The 26094-nt window shown below is 69.6% G+C and carries 27 protein-coding genes and 3 pseudogenes; 18 read left to right on the forward strand and 12 right to left on the reverse strand.

Annotation, left to right across the window (positions count from 1 at the left end; all coding sequences use genetic code 11):
- Positions 1-366 precede the first annotated feature (366 nt).
- The 3 genes and pseudogenes from AB5J51_RS01430 (at position 367) to AB5J51_RS01440 (ending at position 5799) form a co-directional block, all read left to right on the forward strand.
- Positions 367-774, forward strand: coding sequence for a hypothetical protein (locus AB5J51_RS01430; protein ID WP_369776464.1), 408 nt, complete (start codon positions 367-369; stop codon positions 772-774).
- Entirely contained in the window at positions 771-4583 is a 3813-nt protein-coding gene (locus AB5J51_RS01435) for a type VII secretion system-associated protein (protein ID WP_369776465.1), read from the forward strand. The genes AB5J51_RS01430 and AB5J51_RS01435 overlap by 4 nt, the downstream gene beginning before the upstream one ends.
- A gap of 236 nt (positions 4584-4819) precedes the next feature.
- Positions 4820-5799 (forward strand): annotated as a pseudogene (locus tag AB5J51_RS01440) (IS5 family transposase).
- 265 nt (positions 5800-6064) lie between these two features.
- On the opposite strand, the gene AB5J51_RS01445 reads toward AB5J51_RS01440, so the two are convergent.
- The 4 genes and pseudogenes from AB5J51_RS01445 to AB5J51_RS01460 form a co-directional block, all read right to left on the reverse strand.
- Positions 6065-6529, reverse strand: a complete 465-nt coding sequence (locus AB5J51_RS01445) for a hypothetical protein (protein ID WP_369780192.1) — start codon at positions 6527-6529, stop codon at positions 6065-6067.
- Between the two features lie 39 nt (positions 6530-6568).
- Entirely contained in the window at positions 6569-6928 is a 360-nt protein-coding gene (locus AB5J51_RS01450) for a hypothetical protein (protein WP_369776466.1), read from the reverse strand.
- 481 nt (positions 6929-7409) lie between these two features.
- Positions 7410-8561, reverse strand: coding sequence for an SMI1/KNR4 family protein (locus tag AB5J51_RS01455; protein ID WP_369776467.1), 1152 nt, complete (start codon positions 8559-8561; stop codon positions 7410-7412).
- A 114-nt stretch (positions 8562-8675) separates the two neighbouring features.
- Positions 8676-9046: pseudogene (locus AB5J51_RS01460) on the reverse strand (response regulator); the annotation flags it as partial.
- 201 nt (positions 9047-9247) lie between these two features.
- Here AB5J51_RS01460 and AB5J51_RS01465 point away from each other — a divergent pair.
- From AB5J51_RS01465 to AB5J51_RS01495, 7 genes are all read left to right on the forward strand, one after another.
- A complete protein-coding gene (locus AB5J51_RS01465; protein WP_369776468.1) occupies positions 9248-9637 on the forward strand; it encodes a GntR family transcriptional regulator in 390 nt (129 codons plus the stop codon).
- Positions 9634-10524, forward strand: coding sequence for an ABC transporter ATP-binding protein (locus AB5J51_RS01470; RefSeq protein WP_136226938.1), 891 nt, complete (start codon positions 9634-9636; stop codon positions 10522-10524). Before AB5J51_RS01465 ends, AB5J51_RS01470 begins: the two co-directional genes overlap by 4 nt.
- Positions 10521-11444, forward strand: a complete 924-nt coding sequence (locus tag AB5J51_RS01475; protein ID WP_369776469.1) for an ABC transporter permease — start codon at positions 10521-10523, stop codon at positions 11442-11444. The genes AB5J51_RS01470 and AB5J51_RS01475 overlap by 4 nt, the downstream gene beginning before the upstream one ends.
- A gap of 191 nt (positions 11445-11635) precedes the next feature.
- The gene (locus AB5J51_RS01480; protein ID WP_240805622.1) at positions 11636-12196 is read left to right on the forward strand and encodes a TetR/AcrR family transcriptional regulator; all 561 of its coding nucleotides are present in this window, start codon (positions 11636-11638) and stop codon (positions 12194-12196) included.
- Positions 12197-12207: 11 nt separating this feature from the next.
- Complete coding sequence (locus AB5J51_RS01485; RefSeq protein ID WP_133899485.1) at positions 12208-12597, forward strand: cupin domain-containing protein; 390 nt, start codon at positions 12208-12210, stop codon at positions 12595-12597.
- A gap of 14 nt (positions 12598-12611) precedes the next feature.
- Positions 12612-13196: a DUF4865 family protein gene (locus tag AB5J51_RS01490; protein WP_369776470.1), complete on the forward strand. Its 585-nt coding sequence runs from the start codon at positions 12612-12614 to the stop codon at positions 13194-13196.
- Positions 13190-14101 carry a phosphotriesterase gene (locus AB5J51_RS01495; protein ID WP_369776471.1) on the forward strand — a complete coding sequence of 304 codons (912 nt, stop codon included), beginning with the start codon at positions 13190-13192 and terminating at the stop codon, positions 14099-14101. Before AB5J51_RS01490 ends, AB5J51_RS01495 begins: the two co-directional genes overlap by 7 nt.
- A gap of 724 nt (positions 14102-14825) precedes the next feature.
- Here AB5J51_RS01495 and AB5J51_RS01500 read toward each other — a convergent pair.
- From AB5J51_RS01500 to AB5J51_RS01520, 5 genes are all read right to left on the reverse strand, one after another.
- Positions 14826-15710, reverse strand: coding sequence for a DUF2268 domain-containing protein (locus AB5J51_RS01500; RefSeq protein WP_369776472.1), 885 nt, complete (start codon positions 15708-15710; stop codon positions 14826-14828).
- A 397-nt stretch (positions 15711-16107) separates the two neighbouring features.
- On the reverse strand, positions 16108-16530 hold the full coding sequence (locus AB5J51_RS01505) for a TipAS antibiotic-recognition domain-containing protein (protein ID WP_053789082.1): 423 nt from the start codon (positions 16528-16530) through the stop codon (positions 16108-16110).
- Between the two features lie 205 nt (positions 16531-16735).
- Positions 16736-17284 (reverse strand): MmcQ/YjbR family DNA-binding protein, encoded by a 549-nt coding sequence (locus AB5J51_RS01510; RefSeq protein ID WP_369776473.1) that lies wholly within the window; start codon positions 17282-17284, stop codon positions 16736-16738.
- Positions 17285-17530: 246 nt separating this feature from the next.
- A complete protein-coding gene (locus AB5J51_RS01515) occupies positions 17531-17938 on the reverse strand; it encodes a VOC family protein (protein ID WP_369776474.1) in 408 nt (135 codons plus the stop codon).
- Positions 17939-18101: 163 nt separating this feature from the next.
- Positions 18102-18500 carry a VOC family protein gene (locus tag AB5J51_RS01520; RefSeq protein WP_133899479.1) on the reverse strand — a complete coding sequence of 133 codons (399 nt, stop codon included), beginning with the start codon at positions 18498-18500 and terminating at the stop codon, positions 18102-18104.
- 185 nt (positions 18501-18685) lie between these two features.
- On the opposite strand from AB5J51_RS01520, the gene AB5J51_RS01525 reads away from it, so the two are divergent.
- Complete coding sequence (locus AB5J51_RS01525; protein WP_369776475.1) at positions 18686-18970, forward strand: TfoX/Sxy family protein; 285 nt, start codon at positions 18686-18688, stop codon at positions 18968-18970.
- Positions 18971-19264: 294 nt separating this feature from the next.
- Here AB5J51_RS01525 and AB5J51_RS01530 read toward each other — a convergent pair.
- Positions 19265-19745, reverse strand: a pseudogene (locus AB5J51_RS01530) (DUF3052 family protein).
- Between AB5J51_RS01530 and AB5J51_RS01535 the strand changes: the two are divergent.
- From AB5J51_RS01535 to AB5J51_RS01545, 3 genes are all read left to right on the forward strand, one after another.
- The gene (locus AB5J51_RS01535; protein WP_369780416.1) at positions 19689-20141 is read left to right on the forward strand and encodes a hypothetical protein; all 453 of its coding nucleotides are present in this window, start codon (positions 19689-19691) and stop codon (positions 20139-20141) included. The pseudogene AB5J51_RS01530 and the gene AB5J51_RS01535 overlap by 57 nt on opposite strands.
- 311 nt (positions 20142-20452) lie before the next feature.
- Complete coding sequence (locus tag AB5J51_RS01540) at positions 20453-20734, forward strand: hypothetical protein (protein WP_369780193.1); 282 nt, start codon at positions 20453-20455, stop codon at positions 20732-20734.
- Between the two features lie 14 nt (positions 20735-20748).
- Positions 20749-20931, forward strand: a complete 183-nt coding sequence (locus tag AB5J51_RS01545) for a transposase (RefSeq protein ID WP_369776476.1) — start codon at positions 20749-20751, stop codon at positions 20929-20931.
- A gap of 39 nt (positions 20932-20970) precedes the next feature.
- On the opposite strand, the gene AB5J51_RS01550 is transcribed toward AB5J51_RS01545, so the two are convergent.
- Entirely contained in the window at positions 20971-21390 is a 420-nt protein-coding gene (locus AB5J51_RS01550) for a hypothetical protein (protein ID WP_369776477.1), read from the reverse strand.
- A 539-nt stretch (positions 21391-21929) separates the two neighbouring features.
- Between AB5J51_RS01550 and AB5J51_RS01555 the strand changes: the two genes are divergently transcribed.
- The 4 genes from AB5J51_RS01555 to AB5J51_RS01570 all read left to right on the forward strand — a co-directional run bounded on the left by AB5J51_RS01555 (position 21930) and on the right by AB5J51_RS01570 (position 25461).
- Positions 21930-22448, forward strand: coding sequence for a MarR family winged helix-turn-helix transcriptional regulator (locus AB5J51_RS01555; protein ID WP_369776478.1), 519 nt, complete (start codon positions 21930-21932; stop codon positions 22446-22448).
- Positions 22449-22598: 150 nt separating this feature from the next.
- On the forward strand, positions 22599-23072 hold the full coding sequence (locus AB5J51_RS01560) for a hypothetical protein (RefSeq protein ID WP_369776479.1): 474 nt from the start codon (positions 22599-22601) through the stop codon (positions 23070-23072).
- Positions 23073-23179: 107 nt separating this feature from the next.
- On the forward strand, positions 23180-24046 hold the full coding sequence (locus AB5J51_RS01565; RefSeq protein WP_369776480.1) for an NmrA family NAD(P)-binding protein: 867 nt from the start codon (positions 23180-23182) through the stop codon (positions 24044-24046).
- Positions 24047-25257: 1211 nt separating this feature from the next.
- Positions 25258-25461 (forward strand): hypothetical protein, encoded by a 204-nt coding sequence (locus tag AB5J51_RS01570; RefSeq protein WP_369776481.1) that lies wholly within the window; start codon positions 25258-25260, stop codon positions 25459-25461.
- Positions 25462-25527: 66 nt separating this feature from the next.
- Here AB5J51_RS01570 and AB5J51_RS01575 read toward each other — a convergent pair whose 3' ends face one another.
- The gene (locus AB5J51_RS01575) at positions 25528-26082 is read right to left on the reverse strand and encodes a hypothetical protein (RefSeq protein WP_121014497.1); all 555 of its coding nucleotides are present in this window, start codon (positions 26080-26082) and stop codon (positions 25528-25530) included.
- Between the last annotated feature and the right edge of the window lie 12 nt (positions 26083-26094).

The following is a 26094-nucleotide window of genomic DNA, read 5'->3' on the forward strand; positions in this document are numbered from 1 at the left end:
GCCCCGGTGCGACTATCCGAACTCCTCGGTCGTCCACGATTCGTCCCTCCTGGGCCACCCCCCGAACCCGCACCACCGAGCGCTGACCGCCCCGAGGCGACGAAACGGGGTGACGAGACGGGCCTTGGCCGACACGTTCATGGCCCTGGACAGCAAAGGAGCCGGCCCCCCCGCCAATGCCTCGACGACGCCCAGAGGATCCGAGTGACGACAACGCGGCAGGGCAACGACCGGACACGCGGACCCTCCGACCGCGGTGGCGCGCTGGGGCGTGCCGCCTCTCGCCGCTGCCGCTACGGTGGAATTACGAGGACCGGCGTACGCCCGCTCGGGCTCGCGCCGACCGAGCGGAGCGGGGTATCGCATATGGATGCCAGTCTGACCGCAGCGGAGATCACGCCTTACGTCGTCACCGCGATCAGTACCTACGGGACCGCCGTATTCACCCGCGTCAGAGACCAGGCAGCGGACGCCACCGTGTCGCTTGGGCGGGAAATCCTGCAGCGGTTCGCGCGGAGCACCCGCCGCCGGCAGGAACTCGAATCCGCGGTCCGCGACGTAGCGGACGAACCTCAGGACCCCGATTTCCAGGCGGCCCTGCGCGGCCAGTTGCGCCGCATCCTCGAAGGCGACCCCGGCCTGGCCGCCGAGCTCGCCGCGCTGCTCGCCCAGTCGGGCGCCCGTGTCACAGCGCTCCGCGAGCGTGCCGTGAACGTCGGGAAGATGACCGGCGGCGCTGTCGTCACCGGCGACAACAACCGGATCAACGAGTGACCTCCGACGCCTCGGCTGCGGGCGGCCGCTGGGTCGCTGCCGAACGCATCATCGACTCCGTCGTGGTGACAGGTGACGGTAACATCGTCATCTACTACGCCGACGGCGGCCACGCCGAACCCGCTGCGCCCGCGTCCCGTGCCGACGCCGAACGCCTTCTGTTCGGCCCTGAGCCGGGCGCCCCGACGTCCCGGCCGTGGACCTGGCTCACCCCCGAGGCCGCACTGCACCCCTTGGTGAGCCGACCCGAGGAAGCGGACCTGGTCGGGTGGGCACGCGACGGCCGGGGCACCGCGCTACGGCTCGTCTGCGCCCCCTCTGGTCAGGGCAAGACCACCCTGGCCCGAGAGGTTTGCGCCCGGCTCAGGGACCTGGGCTGGACGGCCGGTGTCCTCGACCTCGAACTCGCCCACGTCCTGAACACCGCCGGCGCGGAGGCGATGGCCGGCTCGCTTGCCCGGTCGGCCCGCCGCTGGGACCGGCAACTCGCTGCCGTCGCCGCGCTGCCGAGGCTGTCGGGACGGGCCCTCCTCGTGGTCGACTCCGCCGAAGTGCATCGGTCACGGATCGAGGAACTGCTCCACACCATCACCGAACTCCCCACCGTGCACGACGTGCCCCCCGTCAAGCTGCTCTTGCTCGCCCGGGACACCGGAGAGTGGTGGGAGGAACTGTCTGTCGGCAGCCACCGGCATCACTGGATTGAACGGCGGGTGACACGGCTGCCACCGGTCACGGAGGGGATGGGTGCCGCCGAGCTGGACACGGTCTGGTGCGAGGCGACCGGCGGTTTCCTGCGGGCCGCGGAGCAGGCAGGCATGAGCCTGGCTGCCGGATCGGCGCACTCGATCAGCGAGGGCCGACCCGCGGTCGTCCACACCACGCTGCAGCTGTATGCTGCGGCGCTGCAGCATGTCCTCGACGCCGTGGAAGGCCGGACCACAGCGCTGGACCACCAAGCCCACCCGATCACCGGGCTGATCGAACACGAACAACGTTACATGGCAGGCGCATTCGCCGCCGCCGGTGTTCCCACTGGCCATGAGCGTGCACGTCTGCTTCTCGCACTGGTCTGCCTCCACGCCCCACTGGACGAACCGGCCGCGCTGCGGACCCTGCGGCGCGTCGAGACGGCGGCTGACGGGGATCTCGCCAGGATGGCGAGACAACTTCAGGTCCTCTACCCGGGCGGCGACAGCTCGCTATGGCGGGCCCCCGGGCCGGACCGCCTGGCCGACTCGGTGCTGCACACGCTGGCAGCCGACAGCCATTCGGACGGTGAAGCCGAGCAGCTGTTCCGCACCCTGTGCGCGACGGACGACTGGTTCGAGGGCAGGGACAGCGCCCGCGTCCTGCTCAGAGCACTGGCGACAGCGGACGAGGAACCAAGGGCTTCGGCGGAGGCGTCCCGGCGTGTGGGCAGAGCTGTGAGCACCCTGGTCCTCGAACACCCCCGGGGCTTTGTGTCTGCCGTGCTGGACATGGCCCCGGACCGGTTCGAGCAGCAGATCCTGGCAGCGGTCACTGATGGCGACACGACCGCTTCCGCATCCGGCCTGGCAGTCTCGGAACTGGAGGCACTCGACCTCCTCCTAAGCTCCGCAGCAGGCAACGACAGCCGGGCAAGGATCGCCGTCGCGATCTCCGGCAGACTCCTGCGCACGAAACAGGAGGCATCGCTGGCCACAGAGCCCTGGCAGACGAGTGTCCGGCTGACGAGACTCGCCCGGTACGCCCACCGCCTTAGGCGGACCGGTGACCTCCAGGGCGCCTCCCGCGCCGCGGACGAAGCAGTGTCACTGGTGCGCCAGACGCGCGAGTCCGGTGCAGCGGCGGCCAACGGACGCATCGCCCAGCGGCTGTCCCAGGCGAGCAGTGATCTGGCCGCGGCCGGCAGCGACGACGCCGCACTTGAAGCCAGCACCGCGGCGGCGGAGAGCGCGTGGTCGACGCTGTCCTCTCCCGACCCTCTGACCACCGCGGAGCGTGCGGGCATCCTGAACCGGCACGCCCAGCGGCTGTACGCCCTCGGGCAGACCAACGCCGCCGCCAACTGCTCCGGGGAGGCGCTGCAGCTGTACCACGACGCCGCCCTGCACAACCCCGGCCGCCACGACCTGGAGCTGACCGGCGCAACGGCCGACTACGGCATCAAGCTGTGGGCGATGGGACGTCCGCGTCACGCGGCGCCACATCTCGCCGAGGCGCTCGCCGCCTACCGGCGGCACCTCGCAGTCGACGACCGGCCAGGCACCCGGTATGACCTGGCATCGACACTGCGCGCGTACGGAGGGGTCCTGCACGATCTCGGGCAGGCGGACCAGGCGATCCCACACCTGGAGAAGGCGGTCGAAATGCAGCGCGGCCTGGCCGCGCTCGACCCCGACGCCGTCGTGGACCTCGCGGCCACGCTCAGCCGACTGGGGACGGTCCTCGCGGAGACCGGCTCCGTGGAGGCGGCGTGCCGCTACCTGGAGGAGGCCCTCAGCAGGCTTCGCAGCCTGCGCGGCGAACCTCGCACCGGAAAGGAGCTGGCGGGAGCGCTGGCCAACCTGGGGGCGCTGTACGGCGAGTTCGGCGATGCAGCGCGGGCGGTGAGCCTTCTCGAAGAGGCGCTGGCCCTCAAGGATGCCCGGGGGTCGCGCCTCGAGGGGGCAATCGACGATGTCAGGGCTACCGCGTACAACTTGTCGATGGCCCTGAGCAGCATGGGGGACGACGCATGTGCACGGGAGGTCCGCACCCGGTACCTGGACTCTCGGGAGGAAGGGCCGTCCATGCCCGCCGTGCGGACGGTCGCGGAGGTCAGGGCCGCGATCCCACCGGTGACCGAGGAAATGAGGGCCGCCGCGCGGCGCATGCCCGGAGGTCATCTGTACACCAGTGACCCCGCCTTCGACCCGCACGGCGAGGTACCGGGGCACGCCATCCCGGGCGCGTTCCGCATCGACGGCGCCGGCGAGATCTCCGGGTACATCGCCAATGATCACTATCGTCCCTCGCCCGTCGCGCTGCGCTTCCCGCCGCCCACGGATCCCGTGGACGAAGCCGCCCAGCTGGCCCTGACCGGCTACGGGCCCCAGGCAGCGGTGGTGCAGGCGCTCAAGTCGGCCACCATCGCAGTGGCCGGGCCATCCCCTTCCGCGACGCCACCCCTGCACTCGCCCCGGGAGACGGCAGTCTTCACCTCGCCGAGCCACGTGCCCGATGGCGTCACGACCACCCGGATGTCCGGCGCGGAACTGCTCGCAGCCCTCCCACCGCAGACCGTGATCCACATCAACCCAGCCTCCCCGATCGCCTACCAGCTCGACAGGACCAAGAAGACCGACGAGACCACGGCAGCCCCCGCACGCACCAAGACACCCCCTCCGCCCCCGGCCCCGGCCCCGGCCCCGGCCCCGGCCCCGGCCCCGCCCATGTCCGCAGCCTCTGACCCTGCCCCGCCCCCCGCAAACCCTGACGACGAGATTGCCCGGCTGTGCGCCCGGCACGCCGCCGGTGAGCCGGTCCTCAGCCAGCTCACGGCCACTCTGCGCAGAAGCCGCGTCTGGTACATCACCGTAGGTGACGACAGCCACAACCCCGCCATCGCGCAGACGTACGACGGACGCTCCGCCGCCTTCGTCTACACCTCGCGCGCGTACGCCCAAACCGAGGTACTGGACTTCGTCGAAGGGGCCCGGCTGTCCGAGGCGATGATGAGCGACGTCCTCAAAGAGCTTCCTCCCTCTACCTATGTGCTGATCAACAACGAGGGGCCGCATCCGCTACAAATCGCCGCGTCCGCGCTGCTGGCCTACGGCTAGGGGGTGTCTGACGGATCAGGGTCGGACGGCCCGGGTCGGCTGGTGCCATGGATTGCAAGGCGGAGGAGGGACTCAACGCGGAGCGTTGGCGACCGACGACAACGCGGCAAGCCGCGGTGCCAGGCGGGCCGGGCCCGGCTCTGATCCGTCAGACACCCCCTAGGGCCTGTGTGATGTCGTGATCAGCTTCTGGGTTCTGTCCTGTTCGCGGGGTGGGATCCGGTAGGACTGGGGGCGTGACGCGCAGGCAACTCACCCATGCCCAGTGGAAGTTCATCGAGCCGTATCTGCCGATCGGTAGGTACGGCCCGTACCCGGAGCGGTTGCGGGAGCAGTTCGAGGGGGTGATCTGGCGGTTTAGGTCCAGTGCCCAGTGGCGCGAGATGCCTGCCGAGTTCGGCCCCTGGGCCACCGTCTACGGACGCTTCCGCGTCTGGCGGGACGCCGGTGTGTTCACCGCCCTGCTGGAAGGCCTGATCGCCGAGGGGGCCCGGGTGGGCAGAACAGACTTGTCGCTGGTCAGCGTGGACTCCACAACGGTCCGCGCCCACCACGACGCCGCGGGGATGCGCGTCAGCAAGCACCTCATGAAGGCCCTGGAAGAAGCCGCACAGGAGCAGGAGACGGCCCGGCAAAAAGGGGCGGACCGGAGGAACAGAACGGACAGGCAGAGCGCCGGTGCATCCGGCGCAGACGCAAGCTCCGTCTGACCGAAGCCCTGCTCGGCAGGTCCCGGGGCGGCCTCACCAGCAAGATTCACCTCGCCGCTGACCGCAGGTGCCGTCCGCTTGCGCTGGTCTTGACCGCCGGACAGGCCGGGGACAGCCCGCAGTTCATCCCCGTGCTCGCGAAAGTGAAAGTCCGCCTGCCGGTCGGCCGTCCCCGCACCAAGCCCGACGCAGTCGCCGCGGACAAGGCCTACTCGTCCCGAGGAAACCGCGCCTACCTGCGTAAACGCGGAATCAAGGCCGTCATCCCGGAAAAGCGGGACCAGGCCGCCAACCGCAAGAAGAAGGGCGCACGAGGCGGCCGACCCATCGTCCACGATGCCGACCTCTACAAGGAACGGAACACGGTCGAACGCCTGATCAACAAACTGAAAGCCTGGCGAGGCATCGCCACCCGCTACGACAAAACCCCGGACAGCTACCTCGCCGGCCTCCACCTCCGCGCCGCAATGATCTGGATCGATGACCTACTCAAGACCGCCGAATGATCACGACATCACACAGACCCTAGCCCTGTGTTCGTATGGCGTACGCCTCCCGGAGGCATCTGCCTGCGCCGCCGCGAAATCCTCTGCACCATCCCAGACAAGGCCGACCAGACGCTCAACCGCCGCGCAGGCTTGGCTCCCGCGGCGGCCGGCCGCCGCATTTCGACCCGGCCGACTACCTTTAGCGCCACGCGGTCGAGTGCGGGATCAACCGCCTCACGAGGCACCGCGCCATTACCGCGCGATACGACAGGCCCGCGCTCCGTTACGAGGCGACCGTTCTCGTCGCAGCCATCAACGAGTGGCTGTGATCCTCGGCCGTCACACCGGTGGGATCCACGTTCCACGTCTGTGGCAGATCGCTGCCGCAGAAGACGCAGACGGAGTCGTCCTCGCGCACGATGTTGTGCTCCTGGCAGCCAGGACACCGCCGGAACACCACCTCGTGGGTGAAGCCGGAGGGCCGCCCGAGCCCCACATCGTCGAGAGCACGGGCGACCTCCGACCAGGAGGTGACGTCCGGGCAGTACCCAGTGGCCTGGTTGCTGACCTCGCTCACCGCCCACCAGTCCGCCTCACGCACGAAGCCGATCTCGCCAGCACTCAGAACCACGGCTCCACCAGCACAGGCAACGTGCTCGCTTCGCCGCGGCACCAGCCGAAGCACACCGTCCGTGCCGACCACAAAGGTGAACGGTTCGGCCAGCTCCGCCACCGACCGCTCAGCGATCCAGCCGCCGAACTCAGCCGCTGAGCACCAACGCGCGCCTCAGAGATCGTTGGGGCGGGGCTGCCGAGGGGCGCCGGCGTTGCGCCAGCGGGCGGTGCGAACACCTGACGTGCCTCTGAGTGCGGACATCTCTTTCGGCCCCTGCACGAGCCGGCATGCGCCAGTGTTCTGATCGACGAGGATCGGCCAGTGTCCCCCGACCCGGGTCTGGCGTCCCTGTTCGTCTTTCGCCGTGGGATACCAGGTGAAGCCATATATGCCCGTGCCAGCCGGCGTCGCCCACAAGCCGAGTTCGAAGGCCCACTCCTCCCAACGGTCGGTCAGGGTTCGGCCGAACTCTTCCGCACGTCTCCGTGCTTCGCTCTCCTCCAAAAGATCCCCCTCACCGTTCTCCAACACTCGAGAGAGCAGACGTTACGGGACCGAGCGGACCCACAGAACGGGGGCTGTTTCGGTGCACATATCTCTTCACTTGCCGGTGCAAACAGAGAAGTACGAACACCGGACTGCGCGGGGGCCATGCCGGTACTCGGAAATGCTCGGCGCGAGGCGGAGGCGCACCCTTGACGCTGGCCGTAATCCGACGCGGGTGGCCCCAAGCAGCGAACAAACTGTCTGAGGCGGCTGACGGCAGCACCTTCCGAACCCCAGTAGCAGCGCGACAGGCTGCTCTCGTGTTTGCTCAGGTACGAGCAGGTGGCACGTCGGAGTGCGGCTCGAAGTCCGCGATCAAGCGGCAAGTGCACGATCGAGCCTCATTCGCTCTGCTCAGAGCCCGCATCCTCCTTCGACCGTAGGCATCACGGAAGCGCGCGGTCAGAACCCTTCATCTGGCGGGATCCGCCAGATGAAGCGCTCAATCGGCCGGATTCGCCTGGGGTCAGCCCTGGTCTCGGGTGTATTGAGCTGCGTACCAGCTGGAGTCGATGGCGGGGTTGCGCAGGGTCCCCCAGAAGCGATCGTCAGGTATGGGTGGCAGTGGCGGGTTGCCCAGGTCCGCGTGCAGATCTGCACGCCAGTCGACAGTGAGGTGGCTGCGGACACTCGCGCTCTCACACACGGACCTGTAGGGAGAGCCCCAGATCCCGTGCACCATCTTCTCCGCGGCCCACCTGCGATGAGCGTCTCGGTGGGTGTTCGCCTGGACGATCACCGTGCGCAGTCGCAGGGCCAGCGGGCCGGCCTGTTCCGGCCGTGGTGGGGCTTCGCCCCGCTCCAGCGCGTCCAGGGCCGACTTGATCTCCGGGTACTTGTTCAAGCCCGTTTCGACGGCCAATCTGCGCAGCTGCTTCCGCGCGGCCTCAGCCACCCGGTCACGCGGCAGGACCGCGAGCAGCGCACCGAGTTCCTCGAGCCCGTTCAGGAGCCCCACATGGAGGACTTCGGTGGCACTGCAGGACAGGTTCAGCTCCGGCAGCTGCTCATCCGGCTCGGGAAGGGGATCGTCGGCACTGCCCCAGTCCGGGCCGGGCGGCCCGACCCACTCCCAGAACAGGCGGCCGTTGAACGTGACGGCACCCCCGCCCTGGCCGCTCTCAAGCTGGTCGGCCAACTCTGCCAGATACTCACCCAGTGAGTCCGCCCGTCCGAAGTCGGTGCCAGTCTCGTCGAAGAACCGTCCGATCGCACCGTAGGAGTCCTGCCCACGGCGGCAGTCGATCGTGAGACCGTCAGCCGTAGCCCCGTAGGAACCGAACTTCAGGTAGGCGTCGATCCAGTAGTACTCGGCTTCCTCCTCATCCAGGTCCTCGGCGATGCTGCGCATGAACCTGGTATCCCCGACGATCTCGCTCACTGCGAGCAGCCGGTCGTGCGTGCTGAACCGGAAGGCTTCCGCCCCGTCCAGAGCCCCGTTATGCCGGAGCAGTGACGCGACCAGGTCGGGAGGGAAGGTGACGCCCAGTTCCTCCTCCGCTGCCGCTATCTCCTCATGTCCGGCGGGCGGCCCAAGCGTGGCGAAGGTACGAGGCGCGTGCTCGCGCAGCCACGCGTCGATGCGGTTCCATGAATCCTGGACCAGGTCTTCTGTCATGGGGCTGACTCTAGAGACAGACACTGACAGCTTGCCCGCCGCCCACCAGCCACGGTAGCGAGGTCACCCGTCGGCCCTGTTCGACGCCTTGCCCGTCGATTCCGCGTTTTCCTTGGTCTCGACCGTGGCCTCCGCGATCACCAGCCGTTCGCCGATGTCGCATCGGACAGCACGTCCCGCTCACGGGCCGTCAGCACCACCGGGGCGGGCTGCCGCATCCTGGCCGCCAGCCGGTGCGCCACCCGCGGGGCGAGGACCGTCTCGCCGCGGGCCGCCGAGCGGATGGCTCTCACAAGCTGATCGCGCGTGGTGCCCTTCACCAGGTAGCCGATCGCGCCACCCTCCACGGCCCGTTCGATCCCCACGTCCGTGTCGTACGCGGTGACGACGAGCCCCCCTGTCGCGCTCGGCCCGCCGACGATCTCGGCGGTGGCCGCGCCCCCGTCCATGACCGGCGTCCGAAGGTCGATCAGAGCCACGTCGGGCGCCGACGGCCGCGACCTAGGGGAGCCGGGCCGTCCGGTCGCCGACCTCGCGGACGGTGGTGCTCGCGCCGACAGGCCCGCCGGGTTGAACCCTGCTTCCGCCGACCGGTGGATGTGGCCGGGCCGAGCGGGACGAGTTGACAGGCGACCCACCCTTGCACCACCCTTTCACTACTTACCTAGTGAAAGGGTGGTGTTGGCGTGCTGGAATACCGCATCGACCGGCGTAGCGGCATCGCCACGTACCTGCAGATCGTCCAGCAGACCAAACAGGCCCTGCGCCTGGGCCTGTTGGAGCCCGGCGACAAACTGCCGACCGCACGCGAGGTCGTGGAGGCCACCGCCATCAACCCGAACACCGTCCTCAAGGCCTATCGCGAGCTGGAACGCGAAGGGCTCGTCGAGGCGAAGCGGGGCCTGGGCACCTTCATCCGGAAGTCGCTGGGCAGCGCCCCGGCCGACTCCCCGCTGCGCGACGAACTCGCCGACTGGGCACGGCGGGCCCGCGACGCCGGGCTGGAACGGGACGACGTGGCCGCGCTCTTCACATCCGTACTGGAACAACACTTCAAGGGGGACGGCGACGCATGACGCAAACCGTGATAGAGGCGGAAGGCCTCGGCCTGCGCTACGGACGCCGGGGAGGCTGGGCGCTGCGCGACTGCTCCTTCCGGCTGCCCGAAGGCCGGGTGTGCGCCCTCGTCGGCCCCAACGGTGCCGGAAAATCGACGCTGCTGATGCTCGCGGCCGGGCTCGTGCTCCCCACTGAGGGCACCCTGCGCACGGCGGCGTCGCGCGAGACGCTGGCCTACGTGGGCCAGGACAAGGCCCTCTACCCGCAGCTCACCATCGGCGAGACCCTGCGCATGGGCCAGGAGCTCAACCCCGGCCGCTGGGACGCCGAGACGGCGCAGCGGATCGTCGACGCCGGGGCACTCGACCCGCACGCGAAGGTCCGAACGCTCTCCGGCGGCCAGCGCACCCGCGTCGCCCTGGCCCTGGCCCTCGGCAAGCGCCCCGACGTGCTCCTTCTCGACGAGCCGATGGCCGATCTCGACCCGCTCGCCCGGCACCAGCTCATGGGCACGCTGATGGCCGACGCCGCCGAGAACGGCACCTCGGTGATGATGTCCTCGCACATCCTCACCGAGCTGGAGGGCGCCTGCGACCACCTCCTCCTCGCCGACGGCGGCCGGATCCGCCTCTCTGGCCCCATCGACGAGGTCAGTGCGGCCCACCGGCTGCTCACCGGCCCCGCCACCGCCTCCGCCGAACTCGCCGCGCACACCGTCGTCGAGTCCCGTACGACGGGCCGCCAGCTCACCGCACTCGTGCGGCTGCGGGGCCCCGTCGACAGCGGGACCTGGCAGACGACGCACCCCTCCCTGGAGGAGCTCTTGCTCGCCCACCTGCGTTCCCCCGACGCCCCGCCGTTCGACGCCGAGGGCTCCCCGGCCACCGCGGAGGTGCAGATATGAGCGCGCTCACCCTGAAGGGCCCGTACTGGGTCACCGTCCGCCAGCACCGGCTCGCACTGTGGACCGTGCCCGCCCTCGTGGTGGCCGGCCTCGCCGCGGTGCTCGCCCTGCGCGCGTGGGCCTCCGACCCCCACGACGGCGTTCTGTACTCGAACCACGCCTACAGCGCCCTGCGCCTGTTCATGGAGTTCGCAGGCAAGGCCTTGGTGTTCCTGCCGCTGCTGGTCGGGGCCTTCGTGGCCGGCCCGATGACCGCCCGGGAGCTGGAGAGCGGCACATGGCGGCTCGCCCTCACCCAGTCATTCACCCCGAAGGCCTGGCTCGGCGCGAAGGTCCTCGTGTCCGCGACGGCGGTGGCGCTCGGCTCGGCTGCGCTGGTCGGCGTCTACCGCCTCGGCTGGGTCCGGGTGTCCATGACCTACCAGTTCCACTGGGCCGACCGCGGAGCGTACGAGGCCACCGGCCCCGTCCTCGTCGGATACTGCCTGCTCGGCGTGGCTCTCGGAGTCCTCGTCGGCCAGCTGGTACGGCGCACCCTCGCCGCCATGGCGGTCACCGGTCTCCTCACCGGCCTGACCCTGCTGGCCCTGGGCGCCCTGCGGTGGTCGTTCCTCCCCACGGAGACCGGCACTGCCCCCTACCCCGGAAACCCCGTGCACCTGATGCCGAACTCCGCCTTCCTGATGGACACGGGATACCTCACCGCCTCGGGCGAGCGCCTGCCCTATGACGCCTGTTTCCGGCGAGCCCAGAGCGGCGGCGACTGCCCGGCGGACATGAACATCGTCGCCCGGTACACGGATTTCCACCCCGCCTCGCACTACTGGCCGACGCAGCTCATCGAGACCTCCATCGTCCTGGCCCTGGCCGCCGCCGCCCTCTACGCCGCCTTCCGGCTCGTACGGGTCCGCCGCGGCTGACCACCCACCGGCACCGCGGACACGACCGAGGCCGGCACCCTCTCCGGGTACCGGCCTCGCGCCGTGGAACACCGAAAGTATCAACGAACTCACCCAAGCCAACAGACCAGAGATTCACTGTCTCTCACACCACTGTCCCCAAACCGATGCCCGGCTCGCATTCTGTACCTACTAGTATGTACACTGCCTGCATGAGCACTCAGGACCGACTGATCGAGTCCACCCGCGAACTGCTGTGGGAACGCGGCTATGTGGGCACCAGCCCCAAGGCGATCCTGGAGCGCGCGGGCGCGGGCCAGGGCAGCATGTACCACCACTTCCAGGGCAAACCGGACCTCGCCCTGGCCGCGATCCGCCGCACCGCCGAGGAACTGCGCGCCTCCGCGCAGAGCGCGCTGGACGGCCCCGGGACGCCGTACGAGCGGATCCGGGCCTATCTGGAGCGCGAACGCGACGTGTTGCGCGGCTGCCCTGTGGGCCGCCTGACGATGGACCCGGACGTGGTCGCGAACGAGGATCTGCGGGCCCCGGTGGACGAGACGATCGGCTGGCTGCGTGAGCAGCTCGCCCGCATTGTCGAAGAGGGTCAGGAACAGGGCCAGTTCGCCCGGTCCCTCGACGCGCGGGAGATCGCCGCGACGGTCCTCGCCACGGTGCAAGGGGGCTACGTCCTGGCCCGCGCGTCGGGCTCGCCCGCGGCCTTCGACGCAGGGGTACGCGGTCTGCTCTCCCTTCTTCGACCGGCATCCTGAGGAGTTCCCGTATGCACATCACGACAAGGCGACCCGACACCCTGCAGGGCCCTGCGGAGCACTTCACGGGCACGGTGTGGCTGGACGAGATGGCCGCCCCTGAATCACCGTCCCGGTTGCGGATGTTCAGCGTGCACTTCGCCCCCGGCGCGCACACCGCCTGGCACCGCCATCCGCGCGGCCAGGTCCTGCACGTCCTGGAGGGCGAGGGACTGGTCCAGCGCGAGGGCGGTGACGTCGCGGCGATCCGGGCGGGCGACACCGTGTGGATCGAGCCCGGCGAACGGCACTGGCACGGCGCCGCTCCCGGCACCTTCATGACGCATCTCGCCGTCGTGGAAGCGGCTGAGGACGGCTCGACCGTCGAGTGGCACGAACACGTGGGCCACTACCCCGCCTGAGGAAGGAGCTCACGATGCACGCCATGCAGTACGAGATGACCCTGCCCGCCGACTACGACATGACCATCATCCGCGACCGCGTTTCCCGCCTCGGGCACGCCCTCGACGACTGGGACGGCCTCGGCTTCAAGATGTATCTGATGCGCGAGCGCGGGGTGCACGGTTCGTCGGTCAACCAGTACGCGCCGTTCTACCTCTGGAACACCATGGAGGGGATGAACGCCTTCCTGTGGGGAGGCGCCTTCCAGCGGCCCGTCGATGACTTCGGTCGGCCCGAGGTGCGGCAGTGGATAGGCCTGGCCTACGAAGAGGGCTCCGCGGCCCACTCCCCCGCCGTCGTCGCGGTGCGCCGGCGACAGCGGGTCCCGGACGCCGTGCCGCTGTCCGAGTTCATGGAGGACGCGGTGCGCGAAGCAGGGCGACTGGCCGCGCAGGACGGCGCCGTACTCGCCGCGGCCGTCGTCGACTCGCACCGCTGGGAGCTGGTCCATTTCTCGCTCTGGGACCACCACACGCCCAAGGCCTCGGGCGAAGTCTTCGAGGTGCTGCACGTGTCGGCGCCCGGCAGGCTCGAACTGCCGCGCGGACGGCAGTGGTGAACCGCGTCCGCACAGTCCTCGGAGACGTGCGCCCCGAAGACCTCGGCGTGTGCGACGCCCACGACCACCTCTTCCTCCGCAGCCCGAAGCTCCCGGGCCAGGAGCTGGACGACGTCCCGGCCGCACGCTCCGAACTGGCCGCGTTCCGCGCCGCGGGCGGTGCGAGCGTCGTCCAGTGGACGCCGTACGGCATGGGACGGCGGACCGCGGACCTGCCGCCGCTGTCCCGCGCGGCCGGGGTGCACGTGGTGTGCGCGACCGGGCTCCACCAAGCCGCCCACTACGACCCGGAGTGCCTCGACGCGCTGCGCGGCGGGCTCGCCGACCTCTTCGTCTCCGAACTGACCACAGGCATCGGCGCATCGGGCGTCCGCGCCGGGCTCATCAAGGTCGCGGGCGGCTTCCACGCCCTCGATGCGCACGCACACTGGACGATGGCCGCCGCGGCCGAGGCCCACCACGAGACCGGGGCGCCCATAGCCGTCCACCTGGAGCACGGCACGGGCGCACTCGACGTACTCGACCTGCTGTGTGACGAGCTGGAGGTCCCACCTCACCGGATAGTCCTCGGGCACCTCAACCGCTCCCCCGACGGCGTGGTGCAGCGCCAGGCCGCGGAGGCAGGCTGCTATCTGGCGTTCGACGGGCCCTCACTCGCCCATCACGCCACGGACTGGCGGATGCCCGACGCGGTAAAGGCGCTGGCCGACGCGGGATTCGGGCATCAGCTGCTGCTCGGCGGGGACACCGTTGTCTCCGGGGCGCGGTCGGTCGACGGCGGCCCTGGGATGCCGTACCTGCTGCGCCGGGTGCGACCCCGGCTGGTCGCTACCCTGGGTGCGGAGCTGGTGAATCACATCCTCACGCGGAACCCCGGGCGGGCCTTCGCCGTCGACTGGCCCTGAGCCGGTCGGTTCGGCTCGCCAAGCGGGCGGGAGGCCGACGCTTATCACCGGTCCGTGGCGGGCAAGGGAGCGGGTTTCCCGCGTCGACCGCGCTGCGCGGTCGTCGCGGGAAAGAGGGACGGTATGCCCGACGGGGAGGGCGTCGGCCTGCGGGTGCCACACCAGGAAGCGCGCAGGAAGTAGCATTCAGCCCCGACGGGCGCACCTCGCCACGGGCTGAGCCGACGACCCGACTGTGGAACGCCACACCGCCGCGCCGCCGCAGCCATCACGGACATGTGCCGACCCGTGGGCCGAGACTCACCCGCAGGAACGCTCTGCCTGCCCTCCGGGCCACGCGGCCGACGCCGTGTGCCCGTCCGGCTGAATTCCGGCGGCCGACGCACCCGTGGCCGGTGTCGAGATGTGCTCCTTCGCCGCCGCGTTGCCGACCGTCCGCTGCGCCGGCACCGACGAGGAGACCCTGGGTCGGTTCGCATGGGTGCTCGTGCCCCAGTACGAGCCCTGCGGGCCCTCGCGAACACCATGGTCGCTCTGTGGGTGCTCAAAGGCGGGAACTGAAGCAGGTCTACCTCGATCGGCCTGGCGCTGATGGCGCTCGTTGAAATCGGCCGCCCGATACTCGGACGTAGCCTAAGACCTGCTCGCTCGACCTCCCCAGCCACCGGCCGACCGGCCGGCTGGCGGACCTCTGGCTGTGGGTGACGGCGAAGAGCGATGTAAGTCACGCGCTGCTCGATACACCTGCGTTCGCGAGGATGTCGCGTGCGGGCAGCACCGTGCTCTGGGCGGCGGTGAGGCCGGAGGCTGCCAGATGGGCGTCCACGATCCGAAGGCCGGCCGCATATCCGGCGAAGTCAGGCAGTCCGACAGGCTGGTGCCCCATGTGCTGTGCAGTGGCGTCGCCGTACACGTACGCGGGCAGATTCTGCATCCCGGCCACATCGATCCCGGCCGTGACCTTCTCGCAGACATCGTCCAGATCCGGGCCGGACAGCGCCGTCGTCCAGGGGCCCATGGCCGGCTCGCCCGCCAGTTCCCGTACAAACGCCTCGGCCAGCCCCTCGGCCACGACCTGTTCGCCGACCGTGACCGTCATTGGGTTCCAGACCACGTTGGCATAGCGCACGTTGTGGTGGAGCTCGTGCGCGGCGACGTAGCCGATCTTCGCCAGGCTGGTCTCGGTGGGCCACATCGTCAGCTGGATCGCCCCGGGGATACCGCCCATACCGAGGTAGCCCGCGTTGCGGACCGTCAGCAGGTCGTCGTCGGGGTCGCCAAGTACCAGCACGACATGCACGGTCTCGGCGCTCTTGGCTCCGGGCACCGCGCCGCTCAGCCGCTCCCATGCTGCGGCAAGGCAGTCCTCGATCCGGTGCCACACTCCCGCGTCCCGCATCTGACGCAGGGCCGTCAGGTAGCGCGGGTCCTCGCGGTCGACCCGGAAGCCGCTGCCCATCTTGTGCATCTGGACCACGTCCACGCCCACCGTGGACATCACGCTGTGCAGAGGGCTGAGCATGTCCCGCAGGGCGTCGGGCCGCTCCTCCAGCGGGCGCTGCAGGAGATCGAGCATGGAGGAGGCCGTGTCATGAACAATGATCTTCATGACCTGGGACCGTAGGGCCTCACGTTACGGGAGGGGCAAGTCAGATCCGGCTGGCTGTGGCGGCGGGGAGAACGGAAGCCCGTCGGCGGCCGGACCGCGACAGGCTTCCGTTCCATCGGGGCCCTACCGCTTGAAGATGCCCAAGGCTGTACTCAGGGGCACCGTCCGACTTCCACCACCGCACCGGGTTCACCTGCTCCGTCGTCACCGACCCGGCCCGCGCCCCACCACGTCACGGAACAAGTCGACCACTCCGCGGCCCCGTCGCACAGGTCAAAGATCAAGCCAGGGGCTGTCGCAGCCCCTGGGCCTGAACCCCGCCCCACCCCTCGGCGGGTGCGCCCGGACCCCGGTCCGGGCGCACCCGCCCATGCATGTCCTGGCCCGTGTCGCCCGACTATGCCGAAGCCTCGGCCCCTGCGCTGGGGGCGAACCCGCTCCCCTGCTCGGCGAACACCTTGATCGCGGCGCCCAGGAACTCCACCATCCCGGGGTGGTAGGAATCGTGGAACGCCCTCATGGCCTCGTCCTCGGCGTAGAAGAGCGACATGCCGACGTAAGCCTCCCTGGAGGGGGTGTAGAACCGGGAGACGATGTCGAAGTGCCTGCGGACGAGCTCCTGGATCTGCTGGTCTCCGGGCAGGGAGCCGCCGTCCAGGAAAGCCGTGATCTCCCGGTACAGGACGTCCCAGTCCTGGTGGACCCGCTCCCTGTCCACATGTTCCCAGTCGTTGGTCCCGGCAAGGCTCTTCGCCTGCTCCTCGGCCAACGACCGGCGACACTCGTCCTCGTAACTGTTCCCCACGGCACCGGTTCCCATCGTTTCGTCACCTCTCCGGTGGATCCCCAAGAGGCCGCCGACATGTCGACATCGACCGGCCGCCGATGATCAACTGCCGGTCCAGGCCGAACGGTGACACACAGCCACCGGGTCGGCAAACCATTTCTTGGACCCTCCGGCGCTCCGTCCCGGCGGCGGACCGCACCGTGACCTGTCACCGGGCCGAAGCGTGACTCGCGAGGAGCTACGGCATGCTCCGCGAACAGACCACGGAGTGCGGACCTGCCCGTGAGGCCTTGCTTGCCGGGGGTGCCTTCGTCGTCTTCGACGGTCTGGTCCTGCCAACCGGCACGCGGGCGTGTTCGGGATCGGAATCCGCACAGCTGCCCGGCGCCGCCACACAATCGGGCTGAGCCCGATCGCGGTGGAGCCTGCGCAACCGGTCGCGCGCGGTGCGGGGCAGGCCGTCGACTACGCACTGCCAGGAGTGGCTGATCATCTCGGCGATTTCCTCGTCCGGGACCGTGCCGTCGAGGTGCACGGTGATCCAGTGCCACCGGGGGCCCTGGTACCCGTACCCGGGGCGTACCGCCGGGTACTGCTCGTACAGGTGCAGGGCGAGGGCGGATTCGCATTTCACGCTCAGGCGGTCGGGCTGCGAGGCGTTGGCCGCCGCCAGGGTGGCGAAGATCTTGCCGCCGGCCTTGTAGACGGGCCGCTGCGGGCCCCATGGCTCTTCCTCACCGGCTTCGGGCAGGTCCAGTGCGTATGACGCGACATCGTCGGGATTCATTCGTGCTGTCTTTCATGCGGGGTGACGGCGGGCGGGCCGCCCGCAGGGACACAGCCGGACGCCCCGGCGGGCGCAGTCCCCGGGCGGGGGAGCCGGACCGCGCCGTTCCCTCGCCGGACCACGCTTCGGGCCAGGGGGCCTGAAGGTGCCTGGTCATGGTTGGTTCCCTGGCCGGAGGCCGCGGTGGTGAAGGGCGGGGCGTGGTGCCGGCGCGCGCCCGAGACCGTTCGGTGTCCGGAGCCCGGGTCAGGCGTATTTGCCGAGGTCGCTGGCCTGGAGGGCGGCTTTGTCGTTGATTCCGATGACGTAGCCGTCCGGGTCGCGGAAGTAGAACATGCGCTGGCCGGTGTGGTCGGTGTCGGTGTCCTTGATGATCTCGGCGTGCCGGGAGATGCGGTCGTGGGCTCCGTCGAAGTCGGCCACGCCCAGGTAGAACATGCCGGCGAAGCCGATGGGGGTGTCGGCCAGGCTGGGCAGCCAGTTCTTCAGGTCGGCGTTGCTGTAGAGCATCCCGCAGAATCCGCCCTGGTAGAGCAGCATGTGGATGTCGTCGCCGGGGCTGGCGGTGCTGGAATCGACGTCGAAGCCGAGCTGGGTGTAGAACGTGATGCTGGCCGCGGTGTCCTTGACACTGAGGCAGGGAGCGAATGGCATAAATCCTCCATGGTCGGGTGGGTGCGGCTTCCACCAGGGTGGGAGCGCGGGGGCCGGCATGCGCCAGGCACCCCACGGTTCCATTTCTCCGCCGGTTGGGGCGTGCGTGCACTGCGGGGGCCGCCGTCTTGATGAGAGCGGCCGCTCGAAGCGGCCGGGGTTGTCAGCGGGTGCTGCTGATGCAGAAGGGCTGTCCGGAGGGGTCGAGCAGGACGGTCCAGTGGTCCCCGCCCGGCTGGTGGGCGGGCCTGGTCGCGCCCAGCTCGAGGAGCCGCTTCTCGGCTGCCTCGACGTCCTCGAAGCTGATGTCCATGTGGAAGGCGAGTTCATCCTGCGGCCAGGTGGGGGCCTTGAACGTCGTGGCGGACCAGAAGACGTACATCATGTTGCCGACCCACACGGGAAAGGCCGCCGCGTTGCCGTGCTCGTCCCGGTACGGCTCCGAGACCTGCGCGCCGAGGGCGGCGGCGTAGAACTTCGCGAGCTCGCCTCCGTCCTCGGCCCAGATCGCATGCGACAGGACCTTGCCGCTCACGGCGCTGCCGGCATGTGTCTCAACCATGGTTTTCTCCTACGGCGGGGGTCGGCTGGGGAGGTTGCGCCCGCTGAAGACGACCGTAACCGGCGTATAGGACAGCAAATGTCCTATATCGCTTGTGGTGGGGTTGGGCGGGCGGGCCCGGTGACGCGTGGGTAACGTGCGGCCATGGCTTACGACGAGGTACTGGCGGAACGGGTCCGGGAACTGTGGAACAGACCGAGGAGATCACCGCGAAGAAGATGTTCGGCGGACTCGTCTTCACCGTGCAGGGGAACACGGTGGTCGGCGTGGTCGGCGACGAACTACTGGTACGAGTCGCCACGGACGACACCCCACAGGCTCTCGCCCGGCCCGGCGCGCGGCCCTTCGAGGTCCGCGGCCGGATCTCGAAGGGCTGGGTCATCGTGGCAGGAGAAGTCCTCGACGACCCCGTCCTGAACGACTGGCTGCACCTGGGCCGCAAAGCCGCCGCCACACTTCCGCCGAAGTGACCTCCTTCCCCACCGCGAGCGCTTACGGATGCGGCCGCCCGGGGGGCGCGGCGGGCGAGGCAGACGATCCAGGGTGTACTCCAGCCGGTCACGCCGCGCAGGTCGACCGGGACAGGGGTGAGGTGCGGGTCAGGCTGAATCCGTGACCTTCAGCAGGGTGAGGGCAGGCGGTCCAGGCTCGTGCGGCCCGCGGCGATGCGGCGGGCCATCAGCGTGCTGCTGCACTGCAGGTCGACGACCGGTCGGTAGCCCCCGGAAGTCGACGACAGGAGTGAAGGAGACTGACTGCTACCGTCAGGGAGCGACCAGGCGGACGCCGAGCCAGTCGCCCACGTTCTCGTTCTTGGTCTCGCAGAGGCCGGAGCTCTGCGCGGCCCTCGTGATGTCGCTGGGCACGGTCCCCGGTCTTCGGGGCCAAGAACCAGATCACGCCGCCGCCTTCGAGCCGCCCGCCGGCGTCTACCAAGACGCCTGTGAGGTCACCGTCGCTATCGCGGAACCAGCGCACGACGACGACGGCGACGTCGTCGTATGTCTCCCCGATCAGGTCCTGTCCTGTCCTGTGACGAGCCCGCCAGTCGACCTGAGGCCGGACGACGGGAAGCAGGGCGACCCCTGCCTCCTTGTGAGAAGCCGTTGCCATGCCGATCACGGTGGGCGTGAGTTCGAGTGACTGCCAGCCGGGTGATCTTTCGGCGGTCTGGGTATCAAGCCGAGGGTGATCGGCGAGCGAGGGGGCGGAATTCGAATGGGGGCAGCGGACGAGCGGGAGCATCAGGATGGGGAAGGCTGGCTGACGAAGGCCGAAGTCCGGGAGATCTGGCCGCAGATCAGGCCGATCAGCATCACAGCCGTGGCGCGGGCCAACAGCGTACGTACCTCGGCTGCGCCCTCTCCGGACCTGGCCTGCGAGCCGACCTACCACGCGGCTGACGTACGCCACGTGGCCGCGCGGATCGCCCGGGGTGAGGCCGATGTCGCGCCCTGGCAGCGCGCCGACTCCGACGCTGCACGCGACGACGCCACACCCGCCCCACCGGTTCGGCAGCCCGTCGGTTGGGGGCCCGAGAACGTGCCGGGACTGATCCTGCTGGCAATCATCGTGGGACTGATCCTCTGGGGCCTGACCTCTCCCGACAACCACGGCACAGTAACGAACTTCGTGCGCTGAGTGCGCGCGGTTGCCCTATCGATCTTGGTGATCGTGAGTTCGAGTCTGCCGACTCGGTTGGGCGATCTCCTGGTCGGCAGGGCATGAAAGTGGGGCCTCCCGTACAGCTCGTGGGTGTCGAATCCAGTCGAGCAACAGGAGGCCCCCTGGTGCCGCAGTCTTCCGTCTCCGTGACATTGCCATCCAACTCCGCGCCCCTGTCGTGTGATTGCCTCGCTCACCGGTTCGGGCACGCCGGGGACCGGCCGCACAGGCGTCCGAGGTACCCCTCGGACATGACCGACACGGAGTGGGCAGTCGTACGCGACGCGATGCCCGTGCCCGCCTGGCTTGAGGGAAGGGGCGGGCAGCCGGAGAGCTACTGCCACCGGCAGCTGGTCGACGCGGTGCGCTACCTGGTTGCGGGCGGCATTGCCTGGAGAGCGGCGCCCTGCCGGACTTCCCCGCATGGGACCGCGTCTACGCCTTCTTCCGGCGCTGGCGGGACAAGGGCCTGGTCGCCGAGTTCCACGACCGGCTGCGCGGCCGGGTCCGCGAAGCGTCGGGCCGTGATCCGGAGTCGACCGCCGGGAGCATCGACGCGCAGTCGGTGAAAGGGGCCGCGTCGGTGCCGGTTGCCAGCCGGGGGTTCGACGGCGGGAAGAAGGTGAACGGCCGCAAGAGGCACATCGTCGTGGACACCCTCGGGCTTCTGCTGGCCGTGACGGTCACCGCCGCATCCGTCACCGACCGCGAGGCCGGCTGGACGCTGCTGGAGCGGCTGCGGACGCGGCACTGGCGCATCTCGTAGGCGTGGGCCGACGGCAGCTACCTGCGGCCCCATGGACAATCAAGCGCCGCGTAGCAGCGACCAGACCCGGAGCCGACCAGGTGCAGCAGCCGACGACGCACGATCACCCGGCTTCCCACTACCGCCGGCCGTTCGGATCCCGCAACGCGACGCAGGCACCACCAGGGCGTGGAGCTCGTAGGCCGCTTCCATGACCTGGTCAGCCACCTCCCCCTCGTACAGCCGGGCGTTGGCCTCGGTGGCAGGAAACACGTCAACGAGGACGTTCACCCCCTCCCGCGGCACGGCGTCACAACCCGCCCACGCCACCGCACACCCGCGCAGAACCCGCCGCAGCCGCTCATACGCCTCCACGTCGAAGCCACTCCCCGAGCGAAGCCCCTCGTCAAAGGAAAGCCACGCACCGACCAACTCCCCGAGCGGACCACCCGCATACGCGCCCACCTGCTGTTCCCTCACACCACCGATCCTACGGACGCACAGCGAAACTGCGATCTCTCGGTTTCATGACAGCACGCGACCTGCATGAGTACCGCCCTGTGACACCCGCCGCCGGCATGACCTCGCCGACAGAAATCCGATCGGAAACCCACACCCCCAGCGCGAATCCCCCGCACCATGCGGCTGTCCACGACCAGGACCATCCATCCCGACACGCCGACCGGGCACACACGAACGGATGGAGCAGAGGCTCCGCTTCCCCACAGCTCACCGAAGATGGGCGGATGCCGACCACCGACGCCGCGGCTCGATGAACAGCGCATCCATGGGCATGCTGCAATGCGGGCGCATGACTTCCAGCCAGGTCACTCCACCGTCCAGGAGACGGCCCATACATCCGAAGCCGTTCCACCCCAGATCGACGAAACAGCGCTCGGCCTGCTGTTCCCGTCCAAACAGTCGCTGACCGTGCAGCGTCCCCTCCCCCCAGATTGCCTGCCCCGCCCGAAGACGGGGGTGCCTTGACAGGCCCAGTGATTAGCCGCCATATTACTTGCATGACGAGGGACGGCATCGACGGCGAGGCGCCCACGCTGGACCAGGCCCGGCGGCAGGTCGAGCACTACGGCCTGGAGGTCGATCCGCAGGCGGTGCTGGTCGCGGTGCGGCTGATTTCGGCGGGCGCGAGGGTTGGCCGGGCGGCCGAGTCGCATTTCGCCAGGTTCGGCCTGTCGACGGGTCGCTACCGCCTGCTCGCCGACCTCGAAGACCACGGCGGGGAGAAATCCCCCTCGCACCTTGCAGCCGACCTCAATGTCTCCAGGGCCACGGTCACCGGCCTACTGGACGGCCTTGAGCGCGAGGGCCTGATCGCCCGCCGCCCGTCCACGGAGGACGGCCGGGGCACGGTGGCCATCCTGACCGCACGCGGGGCGCAGCGTTTGCGCGACATGGCGTCCGAGCATTTCGGGCGGCTCGAGGCGATGGTGGGCGGGCTTTCCGTCGAGGAGCGTGCAGTGTTCCTGGATCTGCTCGCCCGCGTCGTGCGGGGCAGTGCGGCTCTGGCCGCCGACTGATCCGACTCTCTACTGATTTGGCGCCGCCCTCCGGGTAGGGCCTCTTTTTACGAGGTAATAGTTAGCCACCTAATTATATTGGGGCGGTGCAGGCCTGCCGCCCCCGCCGCGCACCTTCGCTTCCCTCACACGAACGAGAAAGAGGCCAGCATGCCCGCAACGAAGGACAGAACCAGCCGAAACCACGCAGCCTCCCGGCCATCCCGGCCGTTCACCCTGTGGCGCGAGGTACTGACCGCCTACGCCGCCCCCGCGCTGATGGCCGGTACCGCCGGAGTCGTCACCGGGCAGCAGGACCTGGCCGTGGCCGCCTGCACCTCCCTCGCCGGCACCTCCGCCGTGGTGGCCTTCCTCGTCGGCACCTGGCTGCGGCACGGCGGGCAGCCCCGACGGTGGACCACCACCACGCCGCGCGTCGCCCTGACCGCCGCACTCGTCATCACCGCCACCGGCGCGGCGGCCCTGCTGGGATGGTTCACCGCCCAATGGCTGCCCGCCCACACCCCTGTACCCGCCACCCCGTGGCTGGAGCGCCTACGCATCGACCTGCCCGTCTCCGCAGCCCTCGCCACCACCATCGTCACCCTGCGCTGGCGCAGCACCACCACAGCATCCCCGGCATAGCCCACCCCGGCACCGGGCCCACCCGCCCCCACGAACCCAAGCCCGACCGAGCCACGCCGGCAGCACCCGCCGCCGGGAAGTCATCAAGGAAAAGGAATGAGCACACGATGATCGTTGTCATGGGAGCGACCGGAGCGACCGGGAACGCCCTGCTCCACAGCCTCCGCGCACTCGGCGCACCCGTCCGCGCACTGACCCGTACCCCGCACAGGCCGATCCCCGGCATGACCGGCGCACACCAACCGTCCGTCGAGGTTCAGTACGCCGACGCCACCGACCCCCACTCCCTGCGCACCGCCTTCAAGGGCGCCGACCGGCTCTTCCTCGCCATGGCCAACAGCCCCGCACAGGTCGAACTCGAAACCCGCGTCATCGACATCGCCGCCCACACCGGCATCGGACACATCGTCAAGATCTCCGCACCCGCCGCCGAACCCGACTCCCCGGTCGCCATCTCCCGCGGACACCACGCCGTCGAGGAACACCTGCGCGCCAGCGGCCTCGCCCACACCATCCTGCGCCCCTACGCCTTCATGCAGAACCTCCTGCGCCTGGCCCCCACCGTCGCCCAGGGCGTCATCCTCGGCACGACGGGCGACGCGCCCTGCAACTACATCGACGCCCGCGACATCGGCGACGTCGCTGCCGCCGCCCTCACCGGGCCCGACATCGCCCGCGGCACCTACACCCTGACCGGACCCGAAGCCGTCTCGTACCCCGGACTGGCCTCACGACTGACCACCCTGACCGGCAATCAGGTCGACTACATCAACCTCACCCCGGACGAACTGCGCGACGACCTCGTCCACAACGCCCACATGCCCACCTGGCTCGCCGACCACGTGACGGAGATCCAGCAACTCGCCATTGCCCGACCCGAAACCCCCGCCAGCACCGTCAACGACATCCTCGGCCGCCCGCCCCGCACCCTCGACGCCTTCCTGCACGAACACCACGCCCACTTCCGCCGGTAAGGCAACCCGGCAAAGGTGCGCGGTCGCAGCGCTAGGGGCGGCGGGTGGGGGCGTCGTGCAGGAGCAGATCGATCACGGAGTCGATGTAGCCGGCCAGTTGACTGTCGCTGCTGAGAGGGAGCACGCCGGGCAGCCTCGTCGCCAGCTCCGTTCGTACGCCGGATCTTGGTCCGTTGGGTGGTTGGGCGGCCCGGTGTTACTGCCGCCAGAGCGCTCTGGTCACCGGGCCTCGCCCGCGCACGCCCTGTCGACGCGGACTGAACCGACCATAGCCACGGCCAGCCACCGCCCGGCATCAGAAGCACAGCGTTCGGCATCCCGCGTGACATGCGCGGCCGAGAGTTGACGCCCGACGCTGACACCAGCTGCCCCCACCAAAGCCCTCCCCCCCCTTCTCGCATCCCCGCGCCGACCACGCGCGAGCAGCCCCAGCTTCGCAGCGGACCGAGGACGCGGACCGCCTGTTGCGTACGCCGGGGCCTGGTGCCGGCCGCCGAAGAAGGCCGTTCCCGAGCCGGTCAGCCTGTCATTCAACCCCTCAGGGTCGTCATCGAGTCCCTTGGCCCCCTCGCGTCCACGGCACCCGGCCCTGCTGCTGTCAGTTGAACAAGTGGCTGATCCCGCCTTGACCATCCGTTCCGTTCCAGATCACGGCCCCCACCCAGAACGGGAACCAAGAGACCCGTTCCGGCAGGACTGAAGCGGCAAGGAGCCAGACGACAGGCAGAACAGTGAACAGCAAGCAGCAGGACAGTCCCCGGCCGAACGTGTGCGACTGCCCCGTCGAATTCGTAGTCACCTCGCGAAGGTAGGCGACACTCACAAGTCGCACATGAGTAGCCGTACCTACTTTGCCGCTTGCCCCAGAAGCCGTATCTCAACCGAACTTGATCTCTTGATTCTCCATGTGAGGCGTGATTTCGCTCGGGGTGAGGGAGGCATGCGGCGTCTTGTATCCGCTTCATGGCCGAGGGGTGCGCGGCGGCGTCGGTGCTGGGAATGTTGGAGGAGCGGGAGGCGGCAGCCCGAGTGCGGGTGGAGGGCCTGCGGGAGGAAGCCGCTCGGTTGGCTGAGGTGCTGGAGACCGCGGAGATCGAGCTGGATCTACGGAAGAACGAAACGTTCCCACAGCGCGGCACGCGGAGGTCCGGACGGAACTCCTGGGCACGGGCGCCGTGGTGGAGGCCAAGCGGGCACGGGCGGGCCGTACCGTGTTTCTGCCCGGGGACTGGACCGAGCTGAAGGCCCCGCACCTGCCCTTGGAAACCGCGAAGCTGGCGACGCACCTGGTGCGGCCGCTGTGGAGCAACCGGATCCGCTCCCCGTTCGGGCGGATCCTGCCGACCGCACCGCTGCACGAGATGTTCACGGCGGCCTGGGAGCGGCTGCACGGCGAGGCCGGCGGTACCGGCTGAGGTCCCCCCGACCGCGGGCCGGTGCCGTCCCCCTCGCTGGGGTCGGCACCGGCCCGTACGCCGCCGTCAGTCTTCCTCCCTGCGCCGACGGCGGTAGTAGGCGATCGTGACCACGGCCAGGAGCGGGCCCCAGGCCAGCAGCGGGAGGTAGCAGGCGGTCATCAGCCAGGCGGACGCGCCCTTGGGTGCATCGGCGGCACGCATCTCCTCGTTCCACCCGCCACACGCCGCCAGGGTCGTGATCGCGGTGAGCACCGCCGCTCCCCCCGAGGCCGGGACCACCGCTGCCAGGGCGGGGATCCGCCGGCCCCCGAGAACCGGTATCCAGCGGGGCACTCTCTCGCCCCACGGCCGGATGAGGCCCAGGGTGAGCAGTCCCAGGCATTCGGCGAACACGCTCAGCGCGATCAGGTAGAGGGACGTCCACCCCGGGAAGTTGCCCTCGTGCAGCTCATTTCCCTCGCCGAATCCGGAGGGCATGCCGAGGGCCACCGCGCACCGCCACAGGCCCGAAGGCACCAGGCTCAGGGCGGCAGCGTGCGCTGCCCACCGGATCGGACGGGAGACCACCGGCCGGTCCGGTCTCGTGGACGGGGGGCGGGTCGTCGTCGGAAGTGCCATGACGTCTGTGAT

This window comes from Streptomyces sp. R33 (genome assembly GCF_041200175.1).
Classification (GTDB): domain Bacteria; phylum Actinomycetota; class Actinomycetes; order Streptomycetales; family Streptomycetaceae; genus Streptomyces; species Streptomyces katrae_B.

Excerpts from the sequence above, each read along its gene's own strand:
- AB5J51_RS01555 (WP_369776478.1), top strand. The coding sequence starts at position 21,930 with ATGACGAGGGACGGCATCGACGGCGAGGCGCCCACGCTGGACCAGGCC.
- AB5J51_RS01480 (WP_240805622.1), top strand. The coding sequence starts at position 11,636 with ATGAGCACTCAGGACCGACTGATCGAGTCCACCCGCGAACTGCTGTGG.
- AB5J51_RS01540 (WP_369780193.1), top strand. The coding sequence starts at position 20,453 with ATGCCCGTGCCCGCCTGGCTTGAGGGAAGGGGCGGGCAGCCGGAGAGC.
- AB5J51_RS01475 (WP_369776469.1), top strand. The coding sequence starts at position 10,521 with ATGAGCGCGCTCACCCTGAAGGGCCCGTACTGGGTCACCGTCCGCCAG.
- AB5J51_RS01500 (WP_369776472.1), bottom strand. The coding sequence starts at position 15,710 with ATGAAGATCATTGTTCATGACACGGCCTCCTCCATGCTCGATCTCCTG.
- AB5J51_RS01505 (WP_053789082.1), bottom strand. The coding sequence starts at position 16,530 with ATGGGAACCGGTGCCGTGGGGAACAGTTACGAGGACGAGTGTCGCCGG.
- AB5J51_RS01575 (WP_121014497.1), bottom strand. The coding sequence starts at position 26,082 with ATGGCACTTCCGACGACGACCCGCCCCCCGTCCACGAGACCGGACCGG.
- AB5J51_RS01510 (WP_369776473.1), bottom strand. The coding sequence starts at position 17,284 with ATGAATCCCGACGATGTCGCGTCATACGCACTGGACCTGCCCGAAGCC.
- AB5J51_RS01430 (WP_369776464.1), top strand. The coding sequence starts at position 367 with ATGGATGCCAGTCTGACCGCAGCGGAGATCACGCCTTACGTCGTCACC.
- AB5J51_RS01520 (WP_133899479.1), bottom strand. The coding sequence starts at position 18,500 with ATGGTTGAGACACATGCCGGCAGCGCCGTGAGCGGCAAGGTCCTGTCG.
- AB5J51_RS01515 (WP_369776474.1), bottom strand. The coding sequence starts at position 17,938 with ATGCCATTCGCTCCCTGCCTCAGTGTCAAGGACACCGCGGCCAGCATC.
- AB5J51_RS01455 (WP_369776467.1), bottom strand. The coding sequence starts at position 8,561 with ATGACAGAAGACCTGGTCCAGGATTCATGGAACCGCATCGACGCGTGG.
- AB5J51_RS01565 (WP_369776480.1), top strand. The coding sequence starts at position 23,180 with ATGATCGTTGTCATGGGAGCGACCGGAGCGACCGGGAACGCCCTGCTC.
- AB5J51_RS01470 (WP_136226938.1), top strand. The coding sequence starts at position 9,634 with ATGACGCAAACCGTGATAGAGGCGGAAGGCCTCGGCCTGCGCTACGGA.
- AB5J51_RS01560 (WP_369776479.1), top strand. The coding sequence starts at position 22,599 with ATGCCCGCAACGAAGGACAGAACCAGCCGAAACCACGCAGCCTCCCGG.
- AB5J51_RS01485 (WP_133899485.1), top strand. The coding sequence starts at position 12,208 with ATGCACATCACGACAAGGCGACCCGACACCCTGCAGGGCCCTGCGGAG.
- AB5J51_RS01490 (WP_369776470.1), top strand. The coding sequence starts at position 12,612 with ATGCACGCCATGCAGTACGAGATGACCCTGCCCGCCGACTACGACATG.